Origin of the sequence: Shewanella maritima, assembly GCF_004295345.1 — a bacterium.
Taxonomy (GTDB): domain Bacteria; phylum Pseudomonadota; class Gammaproteobacteria; order Enterobacterales; family Shewanellaceae; genus Shewanella; species Shewanella maritima.
Genome location: NZ_CP036200.1, coordinates 1,837,291 through 1,849,946, shown reverse-complemented (window position 1 = coordinate 1,849,946; position 12,656 = coordinate 1,837,291). Strand labels below are relative to the sequence as shown.

Genomic DNA, 12,656 nt, shown 5'->3' with positions numbered 1-12,656 from the left:
ATGTCGTGACGTTACTCGTGAGATAAATTGAGTATTCTAGATTTGCTAGATCACTTTCCAAAAGTGATCCCTAAATCGGCAAGTTCCTGCTTAAACCGCCGTTGTTCCATAATGTCATCCAAACTAAGGCGGACCGCGTTTCTTCGTTGAGAAGTATCCGCAATGTATTTTTTTTGCTTGGGAGTAGGGGTGTCCTGTTCGTCTTGTTTAAAGGTGCGCCATGATTTAGTCATAATCAAATCTCATGTTGTCGGTAGTGTAATGTTAATGCAGTGCCACTTATTGATATTTAAAGGTTTATTACTATGATGTTTGCAATAAATCAGCATCCCTAATTTACCCAGTAAGCAATCAAACGTACTTAATGGATAATGGCTAAAGTTAGCGTGGCGCTTTTTGAGTGCTTTTTTTAGCCCATTCATACTCCTTAAGTCCCCACTTGCGTCATAGAACATTGGGGACTTTAGGCGTATAGCAGTAATTCCATATTGAGGCAGAATTTCAACCAAGGTGAGCAGTTCTTGATAGGTCGCTTTATCAAATACTTGGTATGGTTTTTTTAAATGAATCTGGACAATAGAATTGTATAAAGGCGTGGCCACTACTAGCTTTGAATTGCAAAAAAGACTTAACTCAGGGGCGATCATCAGCGCTGTAATGGTCGGAGTTACCCCTAATATTAGTATAAGCTCCCCAACAGTTATCGCGTTGCTAAACAAAATACAGATAGGAACTAATACGCACCAAAACACAATTACGACGCGCAGAAAAAGCAAGTACTTGGCGAAAACTACACCTAGTTTTAAGTTTATAGGAGACTGAAAGTGAAGTGGGGTGCCTCTGAGTGAATACAGAATGCTTAAGGTACAAAATAACGAAAGTGTGGCGACTAAGCCCTGTAGGTATAGATCTGATAGCATTCCATGCTCCCTTGCCAATAATCAATTTACCTGCCCTGAAATCGCCTTGCAGGAGTGATAAAAGAGTCGTCCCCTCTTTTTAACCATTAGTTAGTAGCCAAATGCAGTTTTAGCTGTGTGTGTCCAAGAAAGCTTGGGATAATCTGATTCTAGAGTTGATTTTACTGCACCAAAGGTTTAACCGGTGTTAAAAAAGATTATTTGACTTTATTAAGATTTGAATGTGTTCGTATTAAACACTTTTATTAAGTTTGGAATAAAAGACCTGCTCGCTAGGAACGAGCAGGGGACAAGCTATATGACACACTTAAGTATTGGCTTACGTGTCTGTCCATTAAGTTTCGCCATCATATTGATGGGCCAGTTGCCTACACTATCCCTGCATTTGAAGCTCGAAGGTAGACTTCAAGAGTGTGAGTAAGCAACAAGGCAACCTTACAATGTCCCAGTTACAACTGTTAATTATAAAAGATTAATATTGATAATTTGAGATAGCTGAGTGTGCTCTTTAGAGATATGTTGAAAAGGTGATAGAGTGATAATCGAGAGTTGCTCATCGGTAAAGAGTGAGTTTAATGATACACAAATTGATGACGAATTGTGCCTAATAGTCGCGCTGACCACCTCGATGTCCCTGTTGTAAAGTCGGCTCAAAATAGTTCTGAATTCCCTCTTAGTAGGGGACTTACTTAGTCTTTAAGCACAAAATGCCCGATAAAGTTTTTCGGGCATTTTGATTAAACTGTGTCGTTCTGTAGCAGAGCTAGCTAGTGAATCAAAGAGTGATTTCTTGAATATCTTCGATTTTCTCTTTATCTAAAGGTATTGCCACCACCTCTTTTTTTGCAAAATCAATTTTATTAAGATCGATCATTCTCATTCGTCTATTGTGCTCCGTCCACCAGAAATACTGTAGCCTCTCAGGGTTGGCGATGACAGACCATTGAGTATAGTCCATAAAAACTTTGTTCCCGACTTCTTCACGTGACGATCCTCGCGGTATATCGAAGTTATTTAATATTCTAGATGCTTCGTTGACACCCTGCTCAACTGACTTAAGCTCAACAACACTTGCTTTAAAAGCCAGAGCACGAATAAATCGTGATGGTGGTGTTGAATCTCCTGGTAAGCCTGTCATGCCACTCCCTTGGCCAAGAGGCTTGAATTCAATTCCATTGATAGTCCTCGATGTGACATGGGCAAATGCACCTAGCTGGATATGGTTTCTAATATTCAACAGATGCCAATCATAACCGGGTGAGTTAGTCATAACACCGACACTATTATCATAAATTTGTAGTTCGCCATTGGTGTATTCCACAACAATCGAGTCACCATTAATATCAGTAAACACATGGTGGAGATCAGTTGGGGTACCAATTGCTTTTTCAAGATCCTCATTTCTGACAACTTTGATCTTTTGCAAGATAGATTTTACTTCATCTACTGTCTTGGTGTTGCCAAGAATGTAAGCAGAGAGGTCGATGTTATTGATAGATTTACTTTGTTTTTGAGTCTCAAAGACTTGGTAGTTTGCAAATCCAGGGAAATACAGGGTACCCACTACTAAACCTTTTTCATTCATTCCATCAAAAACAAATGGCTGATTTAGGCCGTTCATAGCGACATAACCGTATTGGTTTGTCCATGTCATGCCGTCTTTGCTATTGCTTAGGCTTGACGTTACTTGTTGTCCGCGTGGTACAACAAGCAACTCAGATTTAAGATCGAATGCCCCCATTCCAATGTCCTTCCATATATAGGTTTCCCGTCAACTGTTTCTAACACAAAACTAGTGCACGCAATTGCAACAGGGGTAATTGTAAGTAAACAGGTAAGCAATAATGTCTTACATCTCATAAGTCCATCCTTATCTTCATAGTCCATGTAGGGGAGGGAATTCTTGGCTAAATTGCCAATGCTTTTGCAAAGCAACATTTATCGGGATCCCACAATCCATCTAACAAAAGTGGATGTGTGTAATCCGATTGTTGTTGCTTTAAGAGCAAATGTTTCCATGTTGAGCAGGCTGTGTTAGTGTCATATCGCCCGATAGAGCACGATAAACAATAGCGTGATAGATTTTGCTGTCTTCCATTTCAAATTCTATCGCGTAATTTACTCCGTTCACGGTTTGACTGTAAACCGATGTAACATAAGCTAGCTTTTGCTTTGTATTCATTGAGGCTATTGCAAAGTCTAGCGCTTGATTTGACTCGGGAGTCATTTGGGTTTTAGACCAGCCGCCAGCAAGATTTTGATTATTGCAAATGAGGTTATTCTTTTTCATCACTATATCTTTTGATGTTGAAGAGGTTGTGCAACCAGTAATGATTGCAAGCAACATCATTATTATCAGAGTTATTTTCATTGTTACTCCTTTAGCTTTTAGTCGATATTTCAAAGTATGAGTGACCAACGCGAGGCACACTTTCATGGGGATGAAAACATGCCTCTGGCATATGAGTTAGAAAATGCTATTGGCGGCGATAACGTCTTGAGATGAATCCACCTACTCCTATTAGCGTCATACCCAGCGCACCAAGGGCCGGTAACCAAGAGGCTGTTTTAGGAAGAGCAGCTGTTTGCGTTAAATGAGGAGGTGGTGTGACATTGACCACTTCATGAACCTCAAATCGGTCACTCGGTATGTAAAATTCGAGTTTATATCCTTTTGGTAAGGCATCCCACCCGACTTTGTTACCACCGGCATCGACTTTAGCATCGTGCTTTACTGCAATCGTTTGACGCTCTTTAGTGCCATCACGCTCAAAGAACGCTAACTGTACTTTATGAGGTTCGTGGTAACGAATAAATTCGGCATTTAATTTTACAAATTCCTGACCGTCTTTTTCCACGACAGCTTGACAAGCATTTGCAATACTTGGGTACTTAGCGAGGACATCCTGATGCCAGGAAACATCATCACACTTAGTGTTGGCCATGGCAGGTAAACTCAGCATCGTAGTAAGTAATGCTATTGTATGCACTTTCTTCATTGTTCATCCTTGTTTTTGGTTGGGAAGTCTTTTTACTGCTCGTACAATGTAGCGCTCAGGGGCGCTACCAACGAAATAAAACGGATAACAGGTAATGAGTGTTAGTACATCCTGACTTACTTCAGCCATTACCCAAGTGTCTTCAGGTTTTACAATCCAGTGGTTTGTCATTTGGTAAGTATGCTCTTTACCATCAGCCATTGTGATATGAATAATGGCTCCATTTTTAAGTACTCCAAGCCTTCGAAAAAAAGAATCACGATGTCCGGCTATGACTAGGTTAGAAGAATGTCTAGTGTGATTTGCAGGCAAAACTTTAGCGACACCTTTATTAAGATTCAGCTCAGAGTCCCCCTCAAAAATAGGAGCTTCAAGGCTAATCTCATCAATCAATATTTTGCCAATAGGTTTAGAGAGTGTTGCAACTTCAAAACGTGTTTTACGCGCTGAAGACCAATCAGACTTGTCTGGCTTTGGTAGTGTAAGCTGAGATAAAGGAGAGCTTGGTGTTTTTGACGTGTCAGGCAGCGTCTTTAATGGAGCGTTTGTTCGCTCATCAATTGCATTTAAAGCAAGTTCGCTGGCGATAGTTTGATGAAGCTTTGCTAAAACAAATAGGGTTAAGCACAGTGTCCCCGCCAAATATAAGACTGAGGTAAGTGTTCGATATGTCCATCTTCGCGTGATTTGTTTCATATCACTAAGCCATAACATAGAAGTACCATTACCATGTCACACTAATAAACGTTGTGCAAAAAATGAACGATAATTGGTTGTTATTTTTGTGAGCAATATTCACATTTAAGTCGTTAGTACTATTTTCGGTTTCGGTTGAGAGCTCATCAATTACTTAACTGTGATTGATGAGCTCTCAGTCTTATAGACTTAAGTTATGTCTCCAATCGACGTAGAAAGCGCGTTGGCCTTAATTGGTTAAATTCCATTATCGCAACTGATTTTTGTGTTGTGCCCTTCACTAGCTAAAATGTTCTGACCATTTGCCCCTTTAATCGAAATCGATAATCATGAGCAACATCTTTAAAGAGATTAAACTTTTCAGACATAGTAACCTCATATAACGATTGATACATAGGCGATTAAGCATTCATTGTTATGAATGTGATTTGCTCATTCTGTGGTTTTTTTGGCTGTATTCTAACGGGATTTAATAGCTTTAATTCATGGGGGTGTATTCACATTTAGTCCCCTCATAAAATGGAAGTATTATATTTTCTTTACATTAAAATGCATTAAACCGCTGGACACGCTAAGTGATTAGATAATAATCTTTATTAGGTAAGGTGAATAACAATAATTACTGGTATGTCTATAGGCTTAGGCCAATCCATGATAAGGATTGCAAACAATGCAACTAGCAAATTTAGACAAAGTTAAATCTTTAGAACAGCTTGTCATTCGAAATAATAGAGGCAGAAAGAGAAACAGGCAGCAAGGTTTATCTTATAAAGTCATTGATGGAACCCTATATCCGCGAAACTATCATAGTTTTCAACCGGTAACGAAAGAGAACAACGAGGCCCCCTAACTGTTTTATCAAGGTGAGCAGTATAGAATACATAGTAAAGTAATGATTGGCTATAACCATGTTGTTAACTATTAGCATGAGTGATAGCTACCGTATTATTTACTTTGCTCTAATTAAGTTGGCTTTCGCAAGGAACTAACAGTGTTAGCTAGAATAATAAAATTTAATGCTTGTTAATTTGAAAGGTGATAGCAATTCTAATATTCTTCCTGCTGTTGTCCTCACTGCCAAGCTGTGCATACCTAGGGCGGTGGGGACGACATGGATTAGACGAGGTGCGTTATAATGGCAATATCAGAAAATCTGCCATTGTTGCCAACAAAAAACCGCATTCCATTCTATAGAATACGACGAACCTTGATTGCTCATGTGGTTTTCCATAATTTCAATCGATATCAATGTAGCAATTATGGTGCAGAGTATATGCGGCATAAAGTGTTTTCTCAAAACTGGAAGTTGGTTAAAAAGTGATCGTGCGAATGTGTTATCACAATCGATTACCCTTTAACTGTTCTAAGGCCAATCATTATTTTGGTTTCTGCTATAGTAAAAACTCCCTAATTTATCAAAGAGCATAGTTTACGTAGTCCACTTAACAGTAGGTAAGTTCTTAATCAAAATTAAGCTTTCGTTTGATTTGCATAAGGAGGTCAAGTATGAAGTCAGACAACCTTTTTCCTATCAAAGGTTTAAAAAATACAGTTTTTTAAAGCCACTTATTGCAAAAAGTGGGGTGGCTAATTTTCATGCAGGGGGCTTTAGTTATTATAGTGACTTTAAAGACCCACAGAATTCCTAAGTAAGAAAATTTTATATAATTTTGGCTTTTCTGGAAACTCTCTTTATATCGGTAAATTTTGTGCATTTGCTAACGGTGTTCAGATTATTATGCCGGATGCCATCCATTCGATGTTAGGTATAACTACTTACCCATTTTCAGTATTTGGTGGGAAATGCTCGCAAACCTTACCGATATCAGATTATCCATTTAAAACGTATAAAGATACTGTTATTGGCAATGATGTTTGGCTTGGTTTTGACGTTACAATAATGCCAGGGGTTAACATAGGCCATGTCTCAATTATTGGTGTTAAATCAGTCGTATCGACAGATATTCCTCCGTATAGCATTGCGGTAGGGAACCCCGCAAAAGATAGTTAAAACTAGATTCAGCAAATCTGATTCAAAAGTGCTTTTAGAGTTAGCATGGTGGGACTGGGAGGTAGATTTGATCGAAAAAGCAATACCAATACTTGTCAAGGGTTATATATCTGAAATATTGGAGTTTTCGAAGCAAAACGGTTTAGCTGTATAAGTTATGATTTAGGATGAGGTCGTAATTAGCATTCAAGCCTCTATTTTGCTCAGAGATTAATACTATTTGATAACAAATAGGAGTATCGGCTAAGGTGCACCTAGCCGAACAACGAATAAGGAAAGCTATCATTACCACAGACGTCGACCTAATAAAGTGACGAAGGTTTTTGGGCCATTACTTTTAAAAACACTTCTCGTGTCCTCTTTCTATTAGGACTTCTTTAAAAGCAAGCATACCGTTTAAAGCTGCTGGGAAACCGGCATATACTGACATTTGTAGAATGATCTCTTTGATTTCGTTTTCACTACATCCAACATTAAGAGCAGCATTTAAATGTACTTTTAGTTGAGGTAAGCAGTTTCCAAGTGCTGTTAAAGCGGCAACTGTTGCAACTTCTCTAGAACGAAGATCAAGTGTATCTCTTGTGTAAATGTCCCCAAATGGAAACTCAATAATAAACTTTGCTAGATCGGGACAAATGTCTTGTAGGCTGCTTATTACATTCTCTCCAGCTTTACCATCAATTTTTTCGAGTAGTTTCAAACCTTTTTGATATCGTGATTTATCCATTTGGTTTCTCCAATAAATAACCTTTTACTCACGATACAAGTTAGAGTTAACTCTAAGTCAAGCAACTTTTCCAATCACGTATAATTTTATTTTGGCTTCAATAGCACCTAGATGTGATTGCTGCTGAGTGATATGTTTTTTTACGTCTTCAAGATGTTTTTCTAGTAGTAACTGACGTAATGCTCGAGTGCTAGCACCTTGTTTCCTCAACTCTGAATATTTTAAAATGTCTTTTAGTGGCATTGCAGTGTCTTTGAGGCGCTTTATAAACTCGATCCAAACTAGATCTTTCGAACCGTACACTCTATGCCCGCTAGCATTTCGGGAAATACTTGGAAGTAAACCAATTTTTTCGTAATACCTCAGAGTATGAGCTGATACCTCTGCTTGTTTCGAAAACTCCGCCATGTTCATATTTGCCCTCCCGGTGATATTGTGTGTAAAAGGTAGTGATATATTTTTACTCATAGCCTCATAGTGACTGCTCTGATTTAAGGTTTATTTTTATACCACGTTAAGTTCAAATATAGTGACATGGTAGGTCAAATAAATTTAAAAACTCCTAAATTTGCTAACTCTTTCTTAAGTAGTATCAGGTATTTATCAATACTGATAAACGCATTGTTAGTGAACTTGAGAGTAGAGTCGTTTAGCTGCGCCATTTTGTAAATAATATGACTCAGTAGTTAAACAGTCGTCCATCCAACGTAGTCCCTTGCTGTAACGGTTGTAGCACTTTTGACTTATTGAGCATATTAGAAAGAAGCGTTAAGTTTATCTTTAGGGTGAACTTGCTGCTTTATAAGAAAGCCTATGTTAACAATACTTGACCCTAATGCGAATGCAATGAAAGCACAAATGCCGACAATTGTTTAAGTTTGCTATATTTATTATATAATTTATTGCTCTGACTGCGGCAATTATCGGTACAGCGTTGGTGACTTGGCGAGCAATACAGCTAACCTTAGGCTGTTACCTCCACTTAAAGCCATTAGTTTTGCCTACATCAATGATGCGGCCAGAGCTCGTCCGTTGCTTGGGTTATGGGTTAATTACAGCTGAATCTTCAACTGCTTCGAACATGGCAATTGGCTTATAAATACTCTATTTTCAAAAGCAGTTTCTCTTAATGAGACTAAGGTTTAAGTCACACTACTCTTAATAAGCATGTGGTACTTTTGATTAAACATTTGACCTTTGCATGGACTGATTGAGCTCGCTTATGGATTTGGCCAAAGATAAAACCCACCGACAATGTTTAAACCAGTTTTGTACCAACGCGCTACTGCATCTCTATATTACCTCAACAGAAAAAACTCAGCCCATTTCTCCTATTGAACGTAACCGACTACTTAAACGCTTTATTAAGCCAAAGCTTGAAAATCATCAATTCAGACTCATAAAACGTGAGCTGAAAACAATTTTACAAAGTAAGCGCAGTATCGAACATCTACTGCTTAAGGCGATTGAAGTAACATCAATGCAAGACAAGATGTTAGCTGAAATCGTAAAATGGACAAATTTTATCTCTGAGCTGAGTTCAACCCTAGCTTTAGATATTGAGGTGATAAAGGAAGAACATCCACTTAAGCGCAATGCCATTAATGTATTAGATAATGATGTGTTTAACTCGTTTGACGTTGATACGGGTACTTACAAACAACTATTAACTATCAAAATTTGTTACACCTGCCAAAAGCTTACTGACAAAATTATTGCCCTTGTACAGCAAGATAAACTCTACCAGGTGGCATCGCTACAAACTTTTGAAGGTGAAGGTTTTTTCGTTACTACTGCCATGCTTAATTTTAAAACTCAATGCGTGCAATGTCCTGATTTTGCGGCAAATAGTCGGATTAAGTCAGAGTAATTGTGAGAAGGAAACCTAGAAAGTGTAAAGTCATAAGTCGCTATGGAAATATTACAGTTTGGTATTTGAATAATAATCGGTAATAAAACCAATAGGTTAATGGAGTATCATGATGCGAAAATTATTTGTTAATTGGGTGTTCATATTTACCATAGGCTATACTTCAGTTACCTGTGCCAACACTGCCTCATCAATAACTCCCAATCCAAACCATGATACAGAGCTAATTAGTCAGAATATCGCTTTGTTACAATCAATGATCCATAAAGATATGCTGATACTAAAATCAGTCCATGGTGAAATGCGCGATTTCACGGAGTATCGAATAAAAAATAAGTCAGAACTTCTTCGTCAACAAATAAGTAATTTGATACAAATCAAACCACTAGACAAGAAAGAGTTAACTCCACTGATTGAGCACCAGTTAAGGTTTATCACTAACGTAGAGCGATACATACAAAGTCATATTGATAAATTGTATGGTCAAGTTGAAAGTGATATAGATGAAGATATTTTTAATGCACTTATTTCTCGTCAATCGCAACTCGACTACTTCCTAAAAGCTCAACTTGAGACTTTGAAATTGGCAGAATTAGTCGACATAGACACACGAGAAGAACAAGCGAAGTTCGTCAAGAAATTACTTTTACGAGCAGATCGTTTAGATAGCCTAGCTAATTACAATTATGAAAGACTAAAACTTGCAACTAAAATCGTCGCCAAAGCAGGAAAAGATGCTACCGATGAACAAAAGGAACGAGTTTTAACTCTTAAACGACAGCTTAATCAAAGTAGTACAAGCTTAGAAGGCATGGCTAACTTACTTGAAAGCGTTCAGCATGATGCTACTCAATTTAGACAGACGTTCATTAATGTATCTGGTGATATAACTGAAGATGTGCTTGATATGCATCTCGTTTCGAGTTTAATAAAGCAATGGGGAGGTACTTTAGTTGACCTAGCTAAAGCACATGGCCCTAATTTGTTGTTTAAAACATGTATTTTCATTCTTATCTTGTTCTTTGCTGGGCTTGTTGGCAAGTTAGTTAACCGAATTGTTGCACAAGCTGTACGCGCTTCTAATTTAAACTTTAGCCGCTTACTGCAAGACTTCTTTATTTCATTATCAAGTAAAGCTATTTATGCATTAGGGTTATTGATTGCTCTTTCACAATTAGGCTTTGAGCTAGGACCTTTACTTGCTGGGTTTGGTATTGCTGGGGTGATTGTAGGATTTGCATTGCAAGATACACTCTCAAATTTTGCGTCAGGGATGATGATCCTAATTTACCGACCATATGACGTTGGTGATTTGATTAATGCTGCTGGAGTCACGGGTAAAGTCAGCCATATGAGTTTAGTATCAACAACCATCAAAACGTTGGACAACCAAAGGTTGATCATCCCTAACAATAAAATATGGGGTGACACTATCAATAATATTACAGCAGAGCGTCTGCGGCGGGTAGATATGGTGTTCAGTATCAGTTATAGCGATAACATCGAGCATGCAGAACAAGTATTGAAAGATATTCTTAGTAACCATGAGCTTATCTGTCGTGAGCCAGAGCCAATGATCAAGCTTCACACTCTAAACTCTTCCTCAGTAGATTTCATTGTGCGACCTTGGGCTAAGCCTATTGATTACTGGGAAGTATATTGGGATATCACTCGTACTGTGAAACTTCGATTTGACGAAGAAGGAATAAGAATCCCTTTTCCGCAGCGCGATCTGCACATATATTAGGGGGGAATGTAAAGCTGTTTAATGATAAGCAGGCTTTTTAGCCCCTATCAGTTGAGAGGGAGAGCACTCTTTTAATATTTGAAATAAAGTTTAATGTAAGTATCTGGCAGCCAGCTGTTAGCCTTCATTTACACAACATGTAATTGGAGGCAACGAATTGGACCTTATTTTTAACAAGCTACAGCTGTCAGGAGGATTACTTGATTGGGCAATGAGAAAGGAGATTGTCAAATCTTTAAATTTAGATGGTGTGCAACTTATTGAGTCATCTTTTAACCGTGATTTCTCCAGCAATACTGTTGTTGACACTCTCTATATTCACATCCCATTTTGTCAAACTCTGTGTAAATATTGTTCATTCTTCAAGGTTAAGTTCAATGAACAATTAGCTTTAGCATACTTCAGCGCCTTACGTAAAGAAATACGATTTGTTATTAAAAGTGGCCTTCAATTTCGAAAAGTCTATATAGGTGGTGGAACGACTACTATTTTAGAAGAAGAATTAGTTAAAACTATATTGTTGATAAAAGAACTTGTTGGTGACGTAGAGGTCTCTTGCGAGAGTGATCCAATATATTTCAGTCAAGGTAACCCAAAGTCATTAGTAGGCCTTATAGACCGTATGTCAATAGGTGTACAAAGCTTTGATGACCAGATCCTAAAACGTACTGGGCGGTTTGAAAAATTTGGTTGTGGACATCAACTACAAGATTATATTGGTATTGCTAGAAATTTGTTTCCAAATATCAATATCGATTTCATGTTTGGGTTCAAAGGACAAACTATCGACTTAGTTAGAAATGACATGGAAATAGCGATAAAGCTACAAGCTGAACAGATCACAACTTACCCGTTGTCTTTTGGAGTAGGACCTTTGCGGAGAAAAGAAGAAGAGTTAGCGGGAAACAATGCTGCACTATTTACACACTTCCAAGCAGCTAAATCAACCCTTACTAATTCATATAGCAGGGAACTTCCCTGGGTTTATAAGAATAGAACTTGCACTATTGAACAGAGTAAGTACGTACTTGATGGTGAAAGTTGTTTTGGCATTGGTGCTGGAGCATTTGGGCGTATCAAGAATCAGTTCAACATTTCAACTTTTTCCATAGGTCGTTACATCGAACTCATTAACTCCCGAGGATATGGAGCTTTCTATAAGAAAAACATTAGTGATAATGCGATAGCACAGCACGATCTAATGATGATGCTTGCTCATGGAAAAATTGATGATGAACTATTTCAAGAGCATTCAGGCAAGTCATTGTCGCGAGCATTACCTCTAGAGTTAACCTTTCTTTCTTTAATTGGTGCTGTTACTAAGATAGAAGGGGGCTACGAAACAACAAAAGAGGGGGAGTTTTTAGCATTTAAAATGTTCGGTGGCTTCTTGACTGGTATGAACTATCTTCGTAGTGAGGCTAGGGGCTTAACCTTCTGTTAATTTAAAGATCAAATAATTTTTCATCATCGTTAAGGTTATTGTCGCAATATGAGGTCAGCAACCAGTTTAGAGGAATAAAAAATACTTGTTAAAATTTCCATAATTAGTTTCGCAAAATTGCCCAAATTCTCTATAGCATGAGCGATAATAATTTGAAGATTAAATTATACCTTGGGTTAGCCGCTAGACTATCGAACGGTCAACGTTTTTATCGATAACGCTTAACATCGCTTGAATAACAT

General features: G+C 38.0%; 12 protein-coding genes. 4 read left to right on the top strand and 8 right to left on the bottom strand.

Features of this window, described 5'->3' with window-relative positions:
- Positions 1–242: 242 nt before the first annotated feature.
- The 6 genes from EXU30_RS07940 to EXU30_RS20895 all read right to left on the bottom strand — a co-directional run bounded on the left by EXU30_RS07940 (position 243) and on the right by EXU30_RS20895 (position 4,906).
- The gene (locus tag EXU30_RS07940) at positions 243–920 is read right to left on the bottom strand and encodes a hypothetical protein (RefSeq protein WP_130598947.1); all 678 of its coding nucleotides are present in this window, start codon (positions 918–920) and stop codon (positions 243–245) included.
- Between the two features lie 775 nt (positions 921–1,695).
- The gene (locus EXU30_RS07935) at positions 1,696–2,661 is read right to left on the bottom strand and encodes a linear amide C-N hydrolase (protein WP_130598945.1); all 966 of its coding nucleotides are present in this window, start codon (positions 2,659–2,661) and stop codon (positions 1,696–1,698) included.
- 258 nt (positions 2,662–2,919) lie between these two features.
- Positions 2,920–3,291, bottom strand: a complete 372-nt coding sequence (locus EXU30_RS07930; RefSeq protein WP_165398989.1) for a cystatin domain-containing protein — start codon at positions 3,289–3,291, stop codon at positions 2,920–2,922.
- 106 nt (positions 3,292–3,397) lie between these two features.
- On the bottom strand, positions 3,398–3,919 hold the full coding sequence (locus EXU30_RS07925) for an LPXTG cell wall anchor domain-containing protein (protein WP_130598941.1): 522 nt from the start codon (positions 3,917–3,919) through the stop codon (positions 3,398–3,400).
- A 3-nt stretch (positions 3,920–3,922) separates the two neighbouring features.
- Positions 3,923–4,615, bottom strand: coding sequence for a class D sortase (locus tag EXU30_RS07920; RefSeq protein ID WP_165398988.1), 693 nt, complete (start codon positions 4,613–4,615; stop codon positions 3,923–3,925).
- 237 nt (positions 4,616–4,852) lie between these two features.
- Complete coding sequence (locus tag EXU30_RS20895) at positions 4,853–4,906, bottom strand: hypothetical protein (protein ID WP_423213379.1); 54 nt, start codon at positions 4,904–4,906, stop codon at positions 4,853–4,855.
- 1,447 nt (positions 4,907–6,353) lie between these two features.
- Between EXU30_RS20895 and EXU30_RS07910 the strand changes: the two genes are divergently transcribed.
- Positions 6,354–6,626 carry an LbetaH domain-containing protein gene (locus EXU30_RS07910; RefSeq protein ID WP_130598937.1) on the top strand — a complete coding sequence of 91 codons (273 nt, stop codon included), beginning with the start codon at positions 6,354–6,356 and terminating at the stop codon, positions 6,624–6,626.
- A gap of 337 nt (positions 6,627–6,963) precedes the next feature.
- Here EXU30_RS07910 and EXU30_RS07905 read toward each other — a convergent pair whose 3' ends face one another.
- Positions 6,964–7,353 (bottom strand): carboxymuconolactone decarboxylase family protein, encoded by a 390-nt coding sequence (locus tag EXU30_RS07905; protein ID WP_130598935.1) that lies wholly within the window; start codon positions 7,351–7,353, stop codon positions 6,964–6,966.
- A gap of 57 nt (positions 7,354–7,410) precedes the next feature.
- Complete coding sequence (locus EXU30_RS07900; RefSeq protein ID WP_130598933.1) at positions 7,411–7,767, bottom strand: MerR family transcriptional regulator; 357 nt, start codon at positions 7,765–7,767, stop codon at positions 7,411–7,413.
- 808 nt (positions 7,768–8,575) lie between these two features.
- Here EXU30_RS07900 and EXU30_RS07895 point away from each other — a divergent pair.
- The 3 genes from EXU30_RS07895 to EXU30_RS07885 all read left to right on the top strand — a co-directional run bounded on the left by EXU30_RS07895 (position 8,576) and on the right by EXU30_RS07885 (position 12,414).
- Positions 8,576–9,223, top strand: coding sequence for a DUF2913 family protein (locus EXU30_RS07895; protein WP_130598931.1), 648 nt, complete (start codon positions 8,576–8,578; stop codon positions 9,221–9,223).
- 109 nt (positions 9,224–9,332) lie between these two features.
- A complete protein-coding gene (locus EXU30_RS07890; RefSeq protein WP_242620351.1) occupies positions 9,333–10,970 on the top strand; it encodes a mechanosensitive ion channel family protein in 1,638 nt (545 codons plus the stop codon).
- A gap of 157 nt (positions 10,971–11,127) precedes the next feature.
- Positions 11,128–12,414: a radical SAM protein gene (locus tag EXU30_RS07885; protein ID WP_242620350.1), complete on the top strand. Its 1,287-nt coding sequence runs from the start codon at positions 11,128–11,130 to the stop codon at positions 12,412–12,414.
- Positions 12,415–12,656 lie beyond the last annotated feature (242 nt).